Origin of the sequence: Nonomuraea sp. NPDC049649, assembly GCF_040675175.1 — a bacterium.
In the GTDB taxonomy this organism is placed as follows: domain Bacteria; phylum Actinomycetota; class Actinomycetes; order Streptosporangiales; family Streptosporangiaceae; genus Nonomuraea.
On sequence record NZ_JBFAOH010000033.1, the window covers coordinates 29,129 to 45,097 of the forward strand.

Genomic DNA, 15,969 nt, shown 5'->3' on the forward strand with positions numbered 1-15,969 from the left:
ATAGTTCACGACCTGCCTCGGTATCAATAAGTCACGAAACCGGCACGAAGAGTGTGTTCTGACCGGAGGGGGCGGGATGGGCGGTGGGGAGCCTGAGGATGTCCCGCTCAGCGCGGTGGCCGTCACGCTAACTCTCGGGACCGGGGCGGTCGACGCGGCCAGTGTCATCCGGCTCGGCGGGGTGTTCAGCAGCGTCATGACCGGCAACCTGGTGGTGTTCGGCAACGCGGCGGGCACCGGCAAGGTGGAGAGTCTGGTCGGTGCGGGGCTCGCGCTGGCCGGGTACGCGGTGGGGGTCGCCGCCGGGACCGGGATCGCGCGGTGGGTGTCGGCGCAGGTCGCCGGCATGTTGGCGGCGCTGGGGGCGGAGCTGCTGGTGCTGGTCCTGTTCGCGGTGGGCTGGCTGGCCGGCGGGGAGCGGCATGTGCTGCTGGTGCTGGCGGCGTCGGCGATGGGGTTGCAGAGTGCGGCGATGCGCGCTCTGGGCGGGCGGCTGGCCGTGTCGACCACGTATCTCACGGGGACGCTGACCGGGGTCATCTCCGCTCTGCTGGCGCCGGGTCTGGGGGTGGCGCGGCTGCGGGATCTGGCCATTCTGACGTCTCTGGTGGCCGGGGCGGCGGCGGGGACGGTGACGATCTTCATGGTCCCCGCCGCCTTGCCGGTCATTCCGCTGGTCACGGTGGTGACCGCGGTGGCGATGACGGCGCTGGCTATTCGTCTTCGACGAACACCTGCTCGCGACGCTTCCTGATCGCCGGGAGGACGGTGATGACCAGGGCCACCGCCGTCAGCGCCAGGAGCGCTCCGGAGATGGGCCGGGTGAGGAAGACGGTGGCGTCGCCGCGGGAGATGATGAGCGCCCGCCGCAGGTTGTCCTCCAGCAGCGGCCCGAGGACGAAGCCGAGCAGCAGCGGCGCCGGCTCGCAGCCGCACTTGATCAGGACGTAGCCCAGCAGCCCGAAGAACATGATCGCGTAGACGTCGAAGGCGTTGAACCCCAGGGAGTACGTGCCGATCGACGCGAACAGGATGATCATCGGGAACAGGACTTTGTACGGGATGCGCAGCATCCGCACCCACATGCCGATCAGCGGCAGGTTCAGCAGCACGAGCAGCACGTTGCCGATCCACATCGACGCGATGAGCCCCCAGAACAGCGCGGGCTCCTCGCTGATGACGTTCGGGCCGGGCGTGATGCCGTGCACGATGAACGCGCCGATCATCAGCGCCATCACCGGGTGGGCCGGCAGGCCCAGGGTGAGCAGCGGGATGAACGACGTCTGCGCGGCGGCGTTGTTGGCCGACTCGGGCCCGGCGACGCCCTCGATGGCGCCGTGCCCGAACTGGTCCTGCCGCTTGGAGATGCGCTTCTCTACCGCGTACGAGGTGAACGAGGCCAGCACGTGACCGCCTCCCGGCAGGATGCCGAGCGCGGAGCCGAGGCCGGTGCCGCGCAGGATGGGGCCGACGATGCGGCGCCAGTCGTCGCGGGTGGGCCAGAGGTTCTTCACCTTGCCGACGATCGTGGTGCGGGTCTGCTCGTTCTCCAGGTTGCGCAGGATCTCGGCCACGCCGAACATGCCGACGGCGACCGACACGAAGTCGATGCCCCCGTACAGCTCCCGCTGCTCGAACACGAACCGCGGGGTGCCGGTGTAGATGTCCTGCCCGATGGTGCCGAGCAGGACGCCGAGGAAGATCATCGCCAGGGCCTTGAGCGCCGTGCCGCGCGCCAGCGCGATCGACACGATCAGGCCGAGCAGGACCAGCGAGAAGTACTCGGCCGGGCCGAACTGCAGGGCGACGCGCGCCAGCGGCGGCGCCGCGACCGCGAGCACGAGGGTGGCGATGGTGCCCGCGATGAAGGACCCGATCGCCGCGGTGGCCAGGGCGGGACCGGCCCGGCCCTGGCGGGCCATCTCGTGCCCGTCGAGCGCGGTGACGGCCGCGGACGACTCGCCGGGCAGGTTGATCAGGATGGCGGTGGTGGAGCCGCCGTACTGCGCGCCGTAGTAGATGCCCGCCAGCATGATCAGCGCCGTCACCGGCTCGAAGCTGAACGTGATCGGCAGCAGCATCGCCACCGTCGCGGTCGGCCCGATGCCGGGCAGCACGCCGACCATCGTCCCGAGCAGCACGCCGACGAAGCAGTAGACGACGTTCTGGACCAGGAGCGCGGTGGACAGACCCAGCGCGAGGTTTTCGAGGAGTTCCATGTCTCAATCCGGTTGCCGGGTCAGAACCCCAGCCACGGGCCCCAGAGCGGGATCCGCAGCTGAAGAGCGCCGACGAAGACGAGCGTGGCGACCAGGGTCAGCCCGGCGCTCACCGTCAGGGCCATCAGGGGACGTACGTGCTTACTGGCCAGCGTGGTGAGCAGGGCGGTCACGAACGACGTGGGAACGAACCCGAACCCTCGTACGGTGAGACCGAAGAACACCAGCGCGACCGAGACGACCGCGATCGCGCGCCAGGGAACCCGCCCGAACTCGATCGCCTCACCGGCGATCAGCCCCTTGACGACGATCCCCAGGCCCAGAGCGGCCACGAGCACGCCGACCAGCAGCGGGAAGGCGCCGGGGCCCATCCGCAGCGGGGTGCCCAGCTGGTAGCCGAGCGACCCCACCGCGAACGCGCCACCGATCAGGATGAAGATTCCCCCGGCCAGGACGTCCGGGAGGGACCGGCGGCGCCGCACGTCAGGAGGCCTCGATCCCGGCGTCGGCGAACACCTTCGACCAGGTGCCGAGCTGCTCCTCCAGCTTCGTACGGTGCGCCTCCGGAGTCGCGTCGCCGGCCGGGACGGGCGCGGTGCCGAGCTTGGCCATCTGGTCGATGACCTTCTGGTCGGCCAGCGCGGCCTGCAGCGCCTCCGACAGCTTCGTCACGACCTCCGGCGGGGTGCCCTTGGGCACGTAGAGGCCGTGCCAGACGCTGACCTTGAGGTCGGGCAGCCCGCCCTCGGTGGTGGTGGGCAGGTCGGGCAGGCTCGCCACCCGCTCGGGGGTGGTGACGGCGTACGCCTTCACCTCGCCGGCGCTGATCTGGCCGCTGGTGTTGGTCGTCTGGTCGCACATGAAGTCGACCTGGCCCCCGACCAGGTCGGTCAGCGCGGGCCCGGTGCCCTGGTACGGGACCTCCTGCAGCTTGACCCCGGCGGCCGTCTGGAACAGCAGGCCGCACAGGTGGGACGCGGCGCCGATCCCGGCGTTGGCCAGCGTGACCGTGTCGGTGTTGGCCTTGACGTGGGCCACCAGGTCCTGGAGGGTCGCGGGCTCGAAGTCCTTGCGGGCGATGACCGTCATCGGCACCTCGGTGACGAGCCCGACCGTCTCGAAGCTCTCCAGCGGCTCGTAGCCCAGGTTCTGGTAGAGGGACGGCGCCGTCGACATGCCGATGTGGTGCATGAGGACGGTGTAGCCGTCGGGCTGGGCCTGCGCGACCTCGCCGGCGCCGACGGTGCCGCCCGCGCCCTCCACGTTCTGTACGACGATCTTGCCGCCGAGTTCGGCGGCCATCGGCTCGGCGATCAGGCGGGTGACCGTGTCGGTCGGGCCTCCGGCGCTGAACGGCACGACGAACGTGATGTTCTGGTCCGGGTAGGCGGCCGGGTCGCTGCCGCCGCCGCTGCCCGCACAGGCGGCGGCGAGGGAGACGACGCCGATCGCGGCGATCATGCGGGCGGCGGCCCGGTATCCGCTGGTGAGTCTCATATCACTGCTTCCTCGTCTGCGCATTCGCACCCGTTCGGTGACTGCGCGGCCTTAGTTTGGGCGCGCGGAGGCCCGCGTAGTGTCAGAGGAATCCCAAGGAATGTGGGAGATGTCACAGAAATCCCAAGAACTGGTCTTCGCGCCGCCTCGGGGCCGGTCGTACAATCCGGTATGCGGATCACCATCATCGAAGATGACGACCGCGTGGCCCGTGGCCTGGTGACCGTCCTGGCCCAGGCCGGATTCGAGGTCCACCGGCTCGCCACCGCCGCGGAGGCCGTGCGCGCCGACCCCGCCGACGTCGTCCTCGTCGACCTGGGCCTGCCCGACGGCGATGGGCTCGACGTGATCCGCAAGCTGCGCGACCGCCCCGAAACCGCCGTCATCGCCGTGACCGCGCGCTCGGAGGAGCACGAACGGGTCCGCGGCCTGCGCGCCGGCGCCGACGACTACATCGTCAAGCCGTTCGGCATCCCCGAACTGCTGGCCCGCATCGACGCCGTGCTGCGCCGCACCCGGCTGGCCCGCGCCATGAGCGCCCCCGACGCGCCGCTCCACCTCGGCCCGATCCGGATCGAGGTCGGCACCCGCGAGGTCACCGTCGAGGACAGGCCGGTGACGCTCACCCGCAAGGAGTTCGACCTGCTCCTGCTGCTGGCCCGCCGGGCGCCGAACGTGGTGAGCCGCGACGTCATCCTCGACCAGATCTGGGGCGCCACCTGGGAGTCGTCGAGCCGCACGCTCGACACCCACATCGCGGCGCTGCGGCAGAAGATCGGCCCCGCCGTGGTCATCCGGACCATCCACGGGGTCGGCTACCGGCTCCTGGCCGACCCGGAGCCGGTCGGCTGACCCGCCGTGCACCGCCGACTGCTCTTCGTCCTGGTGCCCCTCGCCGTGCTGCTCGTCTCGGCGCTCGGGGTCCCGCTCGGCGTCACCGTCGCCGAGCGGGAGATGCAGGAGACGTACGTGGACCGGCTGAACGACGTCGGCCGGTTCGCGTCACTGGCCGACACGGCGCTGGCGACCGGGCGGCGCGAGGCGCTCCAGCAGGAGCTGGCCCGCTACCACGAGCTCTACGGCATCCCGGTCGCGGTGATCGACACCTCCGGCGCCGTGCTCATGGGCCCCGGCCGCGCGTACGAGGAAGCGGCGCGGAACGAACCGGCGCTGCCCCCGATCGTCACCTCGGCGCTGGCCGGGGCACGGCCGGAACCCTCCGGCGAGTGGGCGCCGTGGGACGGCTCCGCCCTCGTCGTCGCCGAGCCGGTCGGCCGGGACAGCGAGGTCGTCGGCGCCGTCGTCACGATCTCCGACCTGTCGAAGACCCGCCAGCGCATCCTCGTGCGCTGGGCCCAGCTCGCCACCCTCGGGCTGCTGCCGCTCATCGCACTGGTCGCCGTCGCCTGGCCGGTGTCGGCGTGGGTGCTCCGCCCGGTGCGGGAGCTGGACGCCGCGAGCTCCCGCATCTCCCAGGGCGACCTCACCATCCGGGCCGACGCCGAAGCCGGCCCGGTCGAGCTGCGCCGGCTCGCGGAGTCGTTCAACACCATGATGGACGCGGTCGAGAACGCCGTGCAGCGGCAGCGGGCGTTCGTCTCCGACGCCTCACACCAGCTCCGCAACCCGCTGACCAGCCTCCGCCTCGCCGTGGAAAGCCTGGAACCGCACCTGCGCGCCTCCGGCGGCGGGCGGCAGGTGTACGACGTCGCGGTCGACGAGCTGAAGGCCATGCAGCGGCTGCTCAACTCGTTGCAGGCCAGCGCCCGCATGGAGAGCATCCGCACGGCCTCGCCCGTGGACCTGGACGCGGTGCTGACGACCCGGGTGGACCGGTGGCGCGCGCTCACGGCGACGGCCGGGCAGACGCTCACCGTCGACGTGCCGCCGGGGCTGCGGCTGCTGGAACCCACGGGCGGGCTCGGCAGCATCCTAGACGAACTGATCAGCAACGCGCTCCGGCTGTCGGGCGCGCGGACGGTCGAGGTGAGCGCCCGGGTCGACGGCGACGAGGTCGCCATCGCCGTCCGCGACGACGGGCAGGGCATCGAAGCGGCCGAACGGTCCCAGGCGCTGCGGCGGTTCTGGCGCGCGCCGCGGCACCAGAACGTCACCGGGACCGGCCTGGGGCTGGCGATCTGCGCCGACCTGGTCGGGGCGGCCGGGGGCGAGCTGCGGCTGGAGGACGGCCTGCCGCGCCCCGACGGGTCCGGGCACGGGTTCGCCGCGGTGGTCGCGCTGCCCCGCGAGGAGTCCTCCCCGCCGGCCTGACCCTCAGCGCTTGCGGTCGCGGAACCAGGCGGCCGCGCCGGGGTGGAGCGGCACCGACGCGGTCGAGATCCCGGTCCGCACGTTGATGTGCCACGCCTCGGGCAAATCGTCCGGCTCGCCCCGGCCCGCGGCGGCGATCGCGCCCGTGTGCGTGAAGATCGTGTCCGTGATCGCGTACACCAGCTCGTCCGGCAGGTCGTTCCGGGCGAGCAGCACGTTCGGCACCGCGACGGTCCGGGTGGCCGGCGCGCCCTTGTACGCGGTCGCCGGGATCATGGCGGGAGCGTACGGCCCCGGGTAGGCGGTGACGAGCGCGTCGGCCTGCGAGTCCAGCGGGATCAGCCGGATCGGGTGATGCTCCGCCAGCTCGGTGATAGCCGGGGTCGGCACTCCCGTCAGCGAGAACATCGCGTCGATCTCCCCGTCGCGCAGCGCCGCCGCCGAGGCCGCCTGGCTCAGGTTCCGGCTCTCGGTGCCGACCTTCCCGAGCTCCAGCATCCGCCGCGAGGTGAACTCCGTGCCCGAATCGTAGGCGCCCAGCGAGACGCGCTTCCCCTTGAGGTCCGCGAACTCCTCGACCTTCGAACCGGCCATGACGACGAGATGCAGGTGACTGTCGTAGAGGCGGCACACCGCCGACAACTCCCCGGGCGCGCTCCCGTCCGTACGGATGAGCGCGTCCAGACTCGTCAGCCCGAGTTGCACCTCGCCCTTCCTCAGCATCTTGATGTTGTCCGTGGACGCCCCGCTCGGCACCGTCGTCACCGTCGCCCCCGGCACCTGCTGGGCGATGTGCCGGGCGATCGAACCACCGATCCGCCGATACACCGCCCCCGCCGGTCCCGTGCCCAGCCGCAGATCCACCGGGGCGACCTCCGGCTGCCCCGAACAGCCCGCGAGCAGCCCGCCCGCCGCCAGCAGCACCGCCCGCCGGCTGACCCGCGACCCGGGATTCGTCATGCCGAGATGATACGGACGGCCGGGGATACGGCGACGCTCCGACCGCCCAGCTTCGCAGGCGCGCACAGGCCGCCGCCCGGCCCCTTGTGGTCTCCGCCTCAGCGGGTACGGGCCAGGCCCAGGCCTCCGAGGACCGTCGCCATCAGCGACACCACCACGGCGATGTAGCCGCCGACGATGCCGTACCCGGTGCCGGGGCCGCCCTGGGCGACGGCCACGACCAGTGCGCCGATGACCCCGCCCACCAGGCCCGCCCCCAGAGCGGCGACGGCTCCCTTCCGTCCGACGCGCGTCCCGGCCAGAGCCAGCCCGCCCAGCACCGTCCCGGCCAGCCCCAGCCCCGCCCCCACCAGGGACCAGACCCGGCCCGACGTCATCACGTACGAATCAACCTGCTCCGGCGAGGTGACCGCGAGCGCCGGAGCGGCGAGCCCGAGCACCCCGATCAGCGCGGCCCCGGCGACCACCGGCACGATTCTGCCTGGCATGTGGATCTCCTCCTGCGTCTGGATGTCGTCCTCGATGGTGTCCGGGGGACCCGCCGCAGGTCGTCCGGCGTACGTGGACACTTCGCGCTGCCGCGGCCGCCGCAGAATCCGCACGCATACCGCGTCCGCGGTACCCGCCACTCCTCCGCTCGCGGGATTCGCCCCACCCGCCCGCCGGGCTAGGGTGCGCCCATGAAGGCGCTCTGACGAGGTCGCTGGACCGGGAGGAGAGTCCCGCGTGAGTGGAGGCCGGGCCGTGGCGGTGGCGGGGCGTATGCGGTTGGGGCGGGGCTGGGTGGACTGGGGGATCGCCGGGTGTGTGGCGGCGGTGTTGCTGGTCACCGGGCTGGCGGGGGAACGGCCGGGGACGGTCGCCGGGGTGGCCGGGTATGGGCTGCTGGTCGGCGGGGGGCTGGCGCTGGCGGGGCGGCGGAGGGCGCCGGTGGTGGTGCTGGTCGTCACCGGGGTGTGCGCGGTGGGGTATCAGGCGGTGGGGTTCGAGGTGCCTGCCGTCGCGTACCTGTTCGCCGTGTACGCGGCGGTGCGGGCGGGGCATCGGGCCGTGACGGTGGCGGCGAGCGTGGTGGTGCTGGCCGCGCTGCCGCTCGCGGCGCTGGCTTCGGGGTTGGACGATGTGGGGGAGGTGTTCGCGCGGGCCCGGGGTGCGCTGGAGATCGCGTGGCTGGTCGCCGCGGGGGCGGCGGGTGAGGCGTTGCGGCAGGCGGAGCGGCGGGCGGAGGAAGCCGAGCGCACCCGGGAGGAGACGGCGCGGCGCCGCGCCGACGAGGAGCGGCTGCGTATCGCGCGGGAGCTGCACGATTCGCTCACCCACCAGATCTCGATCATCAAGCTGCAGGCGGAGGTCGCCGTGCACGTGGCCCGCCGGCGCGGCGAGGAGGTGCCGGAGGCCCTGCTGGCGATCCAGGAGGCCGGGCGCGAGGCGAACCGGGAGCTGCGCGCCACCCTGGGGGCGCTGCGCGACGACGACCCGTCCCCGCCGCGCGGCCTGGACCACGTCCCCGAGCTGGTGGAACGGGCCCGCGCCATCGGCCTGGACGCGACGCTGACGATCGAGGGGCAGCGGGAGAACGTGCCGGCCGCGGTGGGCCGGACCGTCTACCGGATCGTCCAGGAGTCGCTGACCAACGTCGCCCGGCACGCCGCCTCCGCCACCGCGGCCGTCCGGATCGACTGCCGTCCGGACGTTCTCGCTGTACGGGTCGACGACGACGGCGAGACCCGGGGCGCCGACCCGGTGCCGGGGGTCGGCCTGCTCGGCATGGGCGAACGCGTCACCGCCCTCGGCGGCACCCTGCGCGCCGGGCCCCGCGACGAGGGCGGCTTCACCGTACAGGCCGAGCTTCCCGTGGAGAGGACGCCGTGATCAGGGTCCTGCTGGTGGACGACCAGCCGCTGATCCGCAGCGGGTTCCGGGCGCTGCTCGACCTGGAGGACGACATCGAGGTGGTGGCCGAGGCGGGCGACGGCCGGGAGGGCCTGGCCCTGGCCAGGGAACTGCTGCCCGACATCGCGCTGATCGACATCCAGATGCCGGTCGTCGACGGCATCGAGGCGACCCGGCGCATCGCCGCCGACCCGGCCCTGGCCGGGGTGCACGTCGTCATCCTGACCAACTACGGCCTGGACGAGTACGTCTTCGAGGCGCTGCGCGCGGGCGCGGCCGGGTTCCTGGTCAAGGACATCGTGCCGGAGGACTTCCTGCACGCCGTCCGCGTCGCCGCCCGCGGGGACGCGCTGCTCGCTCCGGCGATCACCCGCAAGCTCATCGACCGGTACGTCACCCAGCCGCTCCACACCGGCGCCGCGCTGGAGGAGCTGACCAACCGCGAACGCGAGGCCGTCGCCCTGGTCGCGCGGGGCCTGTCCAACGACGAGATCGCGGACCGCATGGTGATCAGCCCGATGACCGCGAAAACGCACATCAACCGCGCCATGACGAAACTCCACGCCCGCGACCGCGCCCAGCTCGTGGTCCTCGCCTACGAATCCGGACTGGTCACCCCGGGCGGTTCCTGAGGAAAGTCCCGCTCGCGGCGGGCACCTGCCATGGGGCGCCCGCCGACTTTCCGGTATTCCAAGGCGGGGTCGTGCGGCCGGTTTCGCGCTGTCGTGCCGAACCGGTGTTCTCAGGCGGCGCGGCGGTTACCGGGTTCGGTCGGGTTCGCGCGGTTCTGTAGGTGACCGGTGTGTCTCGGGGTTGCCAGGCTAGGCCGGGGATTGGGCGGTTGAGGTGGTGGTGAGGGGGCGGCGGCGGACCGGCAGGCCGAAGGTCGGGTTGGCGACGTTCCAGGCGGCGCCCTTGCAGATCAGCTCCTTATAGACGGCGGCGAACCGGCCGGTCAGGGCCGCTCGCACGGCGCGGTCGTCGGCGGTGACGTATTGGATCAGGCCTTCCTTGCGGCCCAGGGAGATGCACTGGTTGAAGTAGCGGAGCGGCGCGTTCGGGAACTTGCCGCCGGTGAGGCGGGCCGCGATCGAGTCGGCGGCCTGCCACGCAGTCGGGCCTCCGGAGGCGCACGACATCCGCAGCGGCTTGTTCCCCGCGCCCATCGCCAGGGCCGCGTCGCCGACGGCGTACACGTCGGGGTGGGAGACGGAGCGCATGGTCTCGTCGACCACGATCTGGCCGTTGTCGCCGAGCTTCAGGGTGGTTGAGGCCGCGATGGGGTGGACGGCGAAGCCGGTGGTCCAGAGGGTGACCGCGGCCGGGACGGGGCCGCCGGAGGTGATGACGCGGGTGGGTTCGACGGCGGTGACGGCGGCGTGTTCGTGGACGGTGATGCCGAGCTTGCCGAAGACCTTGCGCAGGTGGGCGCGGCCCTTGGGGGAGAGCCAGTCGCCGAGGTCGCCGCGGGTGACGAGGGCGACGTCGAGGTCGGGGCGGGACTCGGCGATCTCGGTGGCGGCCTCCAGGCCGGTGAGGCCGCCGCCGACGACGGTCACGGTCTGTCCGGCGCCGAGGCGGGTCAGGCGGTCGCGGAGTCTCAGCGCGCCGGGGCGGCTCGCGATCTCGTACGCGTGCTCGTCGGTTCCGGGCACGCCCTGGGGGTTCCAGCCGCTGCCGAGCGCGTACACGAGTGTGTCGTAGGGGAGTTCGGAGCCGGTGAGGGTCACGGTCTTGCGGTCGACGTCTACGGCGGTGACCTGGGCGATGCGCAGGTCGACGCCGGTGCCCTTGAGCATCTCGCTGAGCGGGCGGGGCTTGAGGTCCTGGCCGGTCGCCAGCTGGTGCAGGCGGACGCGTTCCACGAAGTCGGGGTGGGCGTTGACCAGGGTGATGGTGACGTCCTCGCGCCGGATCCGCCTGGCGAGGCGGCCGGCGGCCATGGTTCCGGCGTATCCGGCTCCGAGGACGACGATGCGGTGCTGCATCTTCCTGCTCCTGTCTCGCACGGGTTTGCCCCTTGAACCGGGCATCCGGCGGATTCCTGACAGGTTCGCGCTGTGAAGCGCCTCACACCGTGGCTCAGAAGGCGTAGAGCAGGGGTTCTCTGCGGTCGGCCGACGCCCAGAGCTCGGTCGCGCGTACCAGCTTGTCGGGGTTGACCTGGCTGCGGACGGCGACGACGCCGTCGGCGGTGACCTCCAGGCACATGACGCCGACGACCCGGCCGTCCAGGACGGCCACCAGGGCGGGTTCGCCGTTGGCCGTCCAGGCGTAGACGCCGGGCTTGCCGCCGAGGTAGCGGCGTTTGGCCTCGCCGGGCAGGAGCAGGCCGCGCAGGAACGTCGCGACGGCGAGGGCGCCCTCGAACGCCTTGGCGCGGGCCGGGACCTTCCCGCCGCCGTCGCCGACGGCGGTGGCGTCGGAGGTGAGCAGCCGCACCAGCGGCTCGGTCTTGCCGCTGGCGGCGGCGGTCAGGAACTCCTCGACGAGCCGCCGGGCGGCGGCCTCGTCGACCTCGGTGCGGGCCCTGCCGGTGGTGAGGTTCTTCCTGGCGCGGTGGAGGAGCTGCTGGCTGGCGGCCTCGGTGACGTCGAGGATCTCGGCGATCTCGCGGTGCGGGTAGCCGAACGCCTCGCGCAGCACGTACACCGCCCGCTCGGCGGGAGACAGCCGCTCCATCAGCGTGAGCAGCGCGTACGAGACGGACTCGCGTTGCTCGGCCGTGTCGGCGGGGCCGAGCATCGGGTCGCCGCCGAGCAGCGGTTCGGGGAGCCACTGGCCGACGTACGTCTCGCGCCGGGCCCGCGCGGAGGCGAGCTGGTTGAGGCAGAGGTTGGTGAGCACCTTCGTCAGCCAGGCCTCGGGCACCTCGATGCGCGCGACGTCGGCGGCCTGCCAGCGCAGGAAGGTCTCCTGCACCGCGTCTTCCGCCTCGGCGGCCGAGCCGAGCAGGCGGTAGGCGAGGGCTTCCAGGCGGGGCCTGGAAGCCTCGAACCGGTCGACGTCCCCCGGGGAAAGGGCCATGCCCCCGATACTAGGACGTGGTGGTCTTCGCCAGATCGAGGGCGATGTCCACGATCATGTCCTCCTGGCCGCCGACCAGGCCCCGCCTGCCGGCTTCGAGCAGGAGGCTGCGGACGTCGACCCCGTACTCCTCCGAGACGATCTCGGCGTGCCGCAGGAAGCTGGAGTTCCGGCTGCGCGACGACCTCCGCGCCGAGCTGCAGCGCCTCCAGGCCGAGACGGACATCACGATGGTGTACGTGACGCACGACCAGACCGAGGCCCTGTCACTGTCGTCGCGGATCGCCGTCATGAACCAGGGCAAGGTCGAGCAGATCGGCACGCCGACGGAGATCTACAACTTCCCGGCCACCGAGTAATCCAGGGGTTCATCCGGTCGGGGCTCAGCGGCGGGTGCGGGTCCGCGCCCTGTCGCGCAGGGGTGGTCCACCATACTCAGGGGTTGCGGCGGGGTGAGGTTCGGGTGGGGGTGCCCGGGCGTTCCACTCGGGTGGGGTTGCCTCGTACCAGTTCGTCGTGGATGCGCCAGCGGTCGGTGGTGGCGGAGCGGGCGGCGGCCTCGTCGTCCTGTTCGACGCGCTCGCGGAGCAGGCGGATGGCGATGCGCCGGTTGAGGCTGAACTGGCGCTCGGTGTCGACCACGACGACGTGCCCGGTGGGCCGGTGGGTCGCCCGGACCGCGGTGCTGGCCTTGTTGCGGTGCTGCCCGCCGGGGCCGCCGGTGCGGCAGGCGACGATCTCCACGTCCTCTTCGGCGAACTCCGTGGACGCGACGCCCGGTTCGCACGGCTGGGCGATGACGTACCAGTTCTTGCGGGGGACCCGCCGGTAGGGGCTGGGGGCCTGCCAGCAGAGGGTCCCGGTCCACGAGGCGGCGAACGTCTCGGCGTCCGCTCCCGTGATCTCGATGAGGACCGACCGGAAGGTGCCGGGCCGCTCACCGGGCACGGTCTCGACACGCCGGATCCGCAGCTTCCGCCGGGCGGCGTCGGACTCCAGACGGCCCAGCAGCCGCGCCAGCGCCCACGCGCACTCCTGCGGCCCCCGCCCGGCCGACAACATCAGGTGGACGCTCACGACCGGCCCCGCTTACGGCGCGGGTCCCTCCGCGGCCCGGGATCGGCCGTCTTGTAGGTCACCACAGGGACGGTGGTGGCGACAGGCGTGGCCAGCCCGTGCTCCACGAGGTCCGAGATCACCTGCTCGATGCGCTTGTAAGCCGTCGGTGCCTCCTCGAAGAGCAGCTGACGGTCGCCGCAGACCACCAGCGACCCCACCGGCGTGCGGCGCAGCTCCTCGACGGTGTGCTTGGCCCGGCCCCGGCGCAGGGCGTCCCCGCGCGACATCTTGCGGCCCGCCCCGTGCGCCACGGAGTAGCCCGCGTCCGGCCCGGCGTGCGCGGCCACCAGGTAGGACGGGGTGCCGCGGGTCCCGGCGATGAGCACGTCGACCCCGTCACCCGGCGCCGCCCCCTTGCGGTGCAGGTAGTCCCCGTCGCGGACCTCGACCAGGTTGTGGCACTGGTCGACCACCGGCTCGGTGGGCTGGGCGCCCAGGGCGTGCGCGACCCGGGCGGCCATCAGGCGCCGGTTGAGCGACCCCCACCGCACCGCGTCGTCGTGCATCGCCAGGTAGGCGGCGGGGTCGGAGGCGGGACCGGCGCCGTGCGCCTCGGTGTGCGCGCGCAGGATCCGCTCGCCCAGCCCGCGGGAGCCGCTGTGGACGACGAGGACCAGGTCGCCGGCCGCCAGGCCGAGCCGGTTCGCGTGCTCCGGCTCGAAGACGGTGCCGATCCGGGCCAGCTCCACGAAGTGGTTGCCCCGGCCGACCGTGCCCAGCCCCTCGGTGTGACCGGCGGGGATGTCGCCCTCCACCACGTCCCAGGCGGGGTCGTCGTCGTCCGGCGTGCGGTCGAGGTCGGGGAAGCGGGCGGCGAGCTTCTCCGGATCGGTGCGCTTCAGCTTGATGGGGAACACGGCGATGCCGCAGCCGATGTCGGAGCCCACCAGGAAGGGGTAGAGCGTGGCCGACGTCATGGCGGCGCCGATCGGGGCGCCCTTGCCGGGGTGCAGGTCAGGCATGGCGGCGACGTGCTTCATGCCGTCGAGCGCGGCCACCTGGTGACACTGGGCGAGGGCATCGGACTCGATCCAGCTCGCGGGGGAGGCGAACACGGTGACGGTGGCCGTTTCCACCGGCGGGGAAGGGTGCTGGGACAAGGACGCTCTTTCCGGCGAGGAGGTCGGGAAACCACCGTGCCCCGCGCCCGTCATGCGAAGCAAACGGTTTTCCGTCCGGTTCTCATGAGGTTCTCAGGCGGAGTTTGTAGCACTTTCAACTGAAATTTATGACGATGGAGCCATGGAGCGCGTGCCGCGAAAGGCTCAGCGGTTCCTCGTCGGGGGCGTCGTACTCGTCATCGTGGCAGTGCTCGCGTACTGGCTGGGGACCGGCGACGGGAACGGCGAACAGGCCGCGCCCGCGCCCAGCCCGACACCGACGCCCAGCGCGACGCTCACCACGGCCGAGGTCTTCCAGCGGGTCAGCCCCTCCGTGGTGGTCATCAGAGCCGGGCGGTCACTCGGAACCGGGGTCATCGCGGCCGACGACGGCACGATCCTGACCGCGTACCACGTCGTCAGAGGCGCGAAGGACATCACGCTCACGTACGCCGACGGCACCGAGGCCGAGGCCGAGGTCGCGTCGGCCGACCCCAAGCAGGACATCGCGACGCTCACGCCCGCGAAGCTGCCGGAGATCGTCGTACCGGCCACCCTCGGCGGCGGCGCGACCGTGGGCGCCCCCGTCGTCGCCATCGGCAACCCGCTCGGCCTCACCTACAGCGTCTCCACCGGCGTCGTGTCGGGCCTCAACCGGACCACCGACAAAGGCGGTCTGAGCGGCCTCATCCAGTTCGACGCCTCCGTCAACCCGGGCAGCTCCGGCGGCCCCCTCCTGGACGCCGCCGGCCTGGTCATCGGCATCGTCGTCGCGATCGCCGACCCGGGTGACGACCAGGCGTTCGCCGGAGTCGCATTCGCGGTCCCCATCGGCGCGGCCCTCGGCGGCGAAGGAGACGGCCCCCCGGGCGACGGCCCCCAACTCTGACCGAGAAGGAAGAGCCATGACCTCGGCATCCCACCCCCTCGAAGACGTCCTGTACGAGGTGAAGCGGACGATCGTCGGCCAGGACGTGCTGCTGGAGCGGATGGCCGTGGCGCTGGTCGCCGACGGGCACCTGCTCGTCGAGGGCGTGCCTGGCCTGGCCAAGACGCTCGCGGTGCGGTCGCTGGCCGCCGCGATCTCCGGCACCTTCCAGCGCGTCCAGTTCACCCCCGACCTGGTGCCCGCCGACCTGGTCGGCACCCGCGTCTACCACCAGCACTCCGGCGAGTTCCGCACCGAGCTCGGCCCCGTCTTCGCCAACCTGCTGCTCGCCGACGAGATCAACCGTGCCCCCGCCAAGGTGCAGAGCGCCCTGCTGGAGGTCATGCAGGAGCACCAGGTGACGATCGGCCGTGAGACGTTCCGGGTGCCCGAGCCGTTCCTGGTCATGGCGACCGAGAACCCGATCGAGTCGGAGGGCACGTACCCGCTGCCCGAGGCGCAGGTCGACCGTTTCATGATGAAGGTCGTCGTCGACTACCCGACGCAGGCCGAGGAGCAGGCCATCGTGGACCGGGCGCTCCGCCCGCCCGAGCCGCCGCAGCCCATGATGAGCGCCGAGGACCTGGTCGCCATGCGGGCCCGCGCCCAGCAGGTGTACGTCGACCCGGCGATCGTCGAGTACGCGGTACGGCTCGTCGCCGTCACCCGCTCTCCCGCGACGGCCGGGCTCGGCGAGCTCGAACGGTACGTCACGTACGGCGGCAGCCCCCGGGCGTCCATCGCGCTCGTCACGGGAGCGCGGGCGCTGGCGTTCCTGCGCGGGCGCGACTACGTCCTGCCGCACGACCTGTCCGAGCTGGCGCTCGACGTGCTCCGCCACCGGCTCGTGCTCTCCTACGAGGCCCTCGCGGACGACGTCGACGCCGACACCGTCATCACCCGGGTGCTCGGCGCCGTCCGGACCCCCGACGTCGTCCTGCAGAACCGGTGACCC

The 15,969-nt window shown here is 72.4% G+C and carries 17 protein-coding genes; 7 read left to right on the forward strand and 10 right to left on the reverse strand.

Annotated features, from left to right (window positions below; all coding sequences use genetic code 11):
* Positions 1-76 precede the first annotated feature (76 nt).
* Positions 77-754, forward strand: coding sequence for a YoaK family protein (locus AB0J42_RS29445; RefSeq protein WP_364300061.1), 678 nt, complete (start codon positions 77-79; stop codon positions 752-754).
* On the opposite strand, the gene AB0J42_RS29450 is transcribed toward AB0J42_RS29445, so the two are convergent.
* The 3 genes from AB0J42_RS29450 to AB0J42_RS29460 are packed head-to-tail and all read right to left on the reverse strand — an operon-like array spanning position 714 to position 3,716.
* The gene (locus AB0J42_RS29450) at positions 714-2,219 is read right to left on the reverse strand and encodes a tripartite tricarboxylate transporter permease (protein ID WP_364300063.1); all 1,506 of its coding nucleotides are present in this window, start codon (positions 2,217-2,219) and stop codon (positions 714-716) included. The genes AB0J42_RS29445 and AB0J42_RS29450 overlap by 41 nt on opposite strands.
* A 20-nt stretch (positions 2,220-2,239) precedes the next feature.
* Positions 2,240-2,701 carry a tripartite tricarboxylate transporter TctB family protein gene (locus AB0J42_RS29455; protein ID WP_364300065.1) on the reverse strand — a complete coding sequence of 154 codons (462 nt, stop codon included), beginning with the start codon at positions 2,699-2,701 and terminating at the stop codon, positions 2,240-2,242.
* 1 nt (position 2,702) lies between these two features.
* Positions 2,703-3,716: a tripartite tricarboxylate transporter substrate-binding protein gene (locus AB0J42_RS29460; RefSeq protein WP_364300067.1), complete on the reverse strand. Its 1,014-nt coding sequence runs from the start codon at positions 3,714-3,716 to the stop codon at positions 2,703-2,705.
* Between the two features lie 171 nt (positions 3,717-3,887).
* On the opposite strand from AB0J42_RS29460, the gene AB0J42_RS29465 reads away from it, so the two are divergent.
* Both AB0J42_RS29465 and AB0J42_RS29470 read left to right on the forward strand, forming a co-directional pair.
* Entirely contained in the window at positions 3,888-4,568 is a 681-nt protein-coding gene (locus AB0J42_RS29465) for a response regulator transcription factor (protein ID WP_364300069.1), read from the forward strand.
* 6 nt (positions 4,569-4,574) lie between these two features.
* The gene (locus AB0J42_RS29470) at positions 4,575-5,987 is read left to right on the forward strand and encodes a HAMP domain-containing sensor histidine kinase (protein WP_364300070.1); all 1,413 of its coding nucleotides are present in this window, start codon (positions 4,575-4,577) and stop codon (positions 5,985-5,987) included.
* A 3-nt stretch (positions 5,988-5,990) separates the two neighbouring features.
* On the opposite strand, the gene AB0J42_RS29475 is transcribed toward AB0J42_RS29470, so the two are convergent.
* Together AB0J42_RS29475 and AB0J42_RS29480 are read right to left on the reverse strand one after the other, a co-directional pair.
* Entirely contained in the window at positions 5,991-6,947 is a 957-nt protein-coding gene (locus tag AB0J42_RS29475; RefSeq protein WP_364300072.1) for a TAXI family TRAP transporter solute-binding subunit, read from the reverse strand.
* Between the two features lie 98 nt (positions 6,948-7,045).
* Positions 7,046-7,549, reverse strand: coding sequence for a DUF6223 family protein (locus tag AB0J42_RS29480; RefSeq protein WP_364300074.1), 504 nt, complete (start codon positions 7,547-7,549; stop codon positions 7,046-7,048).
* Positions 7,550-7,673: 124 nt separating this feature from the next.
* Here AB0J42_RS29480 and AB0J42_RS29485 point away from each other — a divergent pair, with 124 nt between their 5' ends.
* Complete coding sequence (locus tag AB0J42_RS29485) at positions 7,674-8,819, forward strand: histidine kinase (protein WP_364300076.1); 1,146 nt, start codon at positions 7,674-7,676, stop codon at positions 8,817-8,819.
* On the forward strand, positions 8,816-9,472 hold the full coding sequence (locus AB0J42_RS29490) for a response regulator transcription factor (RefSeq protein WP_364300078.1): 657 nt from the start codon (positions 8,816-8,818) through the stop codon (positions 9,470-9,472). The genes AB0J42_RS29485 and AB0J42_RS29490 overlap by 4 nt, the downstream gene beginning before the upstream one ends.
* Before the next feature lie 189 nt (positions 9,473-9,661).
* On the opposite strand, the gene AB0J42_RS29495 is transcribed toward AB0J42_RS29490, so the two are convergent.
* The 5 genes from AB0J42_RS29495 to AB0J42_RS29515 form a co-directional block, all read right to left on the reverse strand.
* On the reverse strand, positions 9,662-10,828 hold the full coding sequence (locus AB0J42_RS29495; protein WP_364300080.1) for an FAD-dependent oxidoreductase: 1,167 nt from the start codon (positions 10,826-10,828) through the stop codon (positions 9,662-9,664).
* Between the two features lie 94 nt (positions 10,829-10,922).
* On the reverse strand, positions 10,923-11,867 hold the full coding sequence (gene sigJ / locus AB0J42_RS29500; RefSeq protein ID WP_364300082.1) for an RNA polymerase sigma factor SigJ: 945 nt from the start codon (positions 11,865-11,867) through the stop codon (positions 10,923-10,925).
* 10 nt (positions 11,868-11,877) lie between these two features.
* Positions 11,878-12,159: a hypothetical protein gene (locus tag AB0J42_RS29505; RefSeq protein WP_364300084.1), complete on the reverse strand. Its 282-nt coding sequence runs from the start codon at positions 12,157-12,159 to the stop codon at positions 11,878-11,880.
* A gap of 143 nt (positions 12,160-12,302) precedes the next feature.
* The gene (gene prfH / locus AB0J42_RS29510) at positions 12,303-12,944 is read right to left on the reverse strand and encodes a peptide chain release factor H (protein ID WP_364300086.1); all 642 of its coding nucleotides are present in this window, start codon (positions 12,942-12,944) and stop codon (positions 12,303-12,305) included.
* Entirely contained in the window at positions 12,941-14,086 is a 1,146-nt protein-coding gene (locus tag AB0J42_RS29515; protein ID WP_364300088.1) for an RNA ligase RtcB family protein, read from the reverse strand. Before AB0J42_RS29515 ends, prfH begins: the two co-directional genes overlap by 4 nt.
* 151 nt (positions 14,087-14,237) lie before the next feature.
* Between AB0J42_RS29515 and AB0J42_RS29520 the strand changes: the two genes are divergently transcribed.
* Positions 14,238-14,975, forward strand: coding sequence for a trypsin-like peptidase domain-containing protein (locus tag AB0J42_RS29520; protein ID WP_364300090.1), 738 nt, complete (start codon positions 14,238-14,240; stop codon positions 14,973-14,975).
* 16 nt (positions 14,976-14,991) lie between these two features.
* Complete coding sequence (locus tag AB0J42_RS29525; RefSeq protein WP_364300092.1) at positions 14,992-15,966, forward strand: MoxR family ATPase; 975 nt, start codon at positions 14,992-14,994, stop codon at positions 15,964-15,966.
* Positions 15,967-15,969: the final 3 nt, after the last annotated feature.

Excerpts from the sequence above, each read along its gene's own strand:
- AB0J42_RS29525 (WP_364300092.1), top strand. The coding sequence starts at position 14,992 with ATGACCTCGGCATCCCACCCCCTCGAAGACGTCCTGTACGAGGTGAAG.
- sigJ (WP_364300082.1), bottom strand. The coding sequence starts at position 11,867 with ATGGCCCTTTCCCCGGGGGACGTCGACCGGTTCGAGGCTTCCAGGCCC.
- AB0J42_RS29495 (WP_364300080.1), bottom strand. The coding sequence starts at position 10,828 with ATGCAGCACCGCATCGTCGTCCTCGGAGCCGGATACGCCGGAACCATG.
- AB0J42_RS29450 (WP_364300063.1), bottom strand. The coding sequence starts at position 2,219 with ATGGAACTCCTCGAAAACCTCGCGCTGGGTCTGTCCACCGCGCTCCTG.
- AB0J42_RS29475 (WP_364300072.1), bottom strand. The coding sequence starts at position 6,947 with ATGACGAATCCCGGGTCGCGGGTCAGCCGGCGGGCGGTGCTGCTGGCG.
- AB0J42_RS29460 (WP_364300067.1), bottom strand. The coding sequence starts at position 3,716 with ATGAGACTCACCAGCGGATACCGGGCCGCCGCCCGCATGATCGCCGCG.
- AB0J42_RS29445 (WP_364300061.1), top strand. The coding sequence starts at position 77 with ATGGGCGGTGGGGAGCCTGAGGATGTCCCGCTCAGCGCGGTGGCCGTC.
- AB0J42_RS29505 (WP_364300084.1), bottom strand. The coding sequence starts at position 12,159 with ATGACGGCGATCCGCGACGACAGTGACAGGGCCTCGGTCTGGTCGTGC.
- AB0J42_RS29465 (WP_364300069.1), top strand. The coding sequence starts at position 3,888 with ATGCGGATCACCATCATCGAAGATGACGACCGCGTGGCCCGTGGCCTG.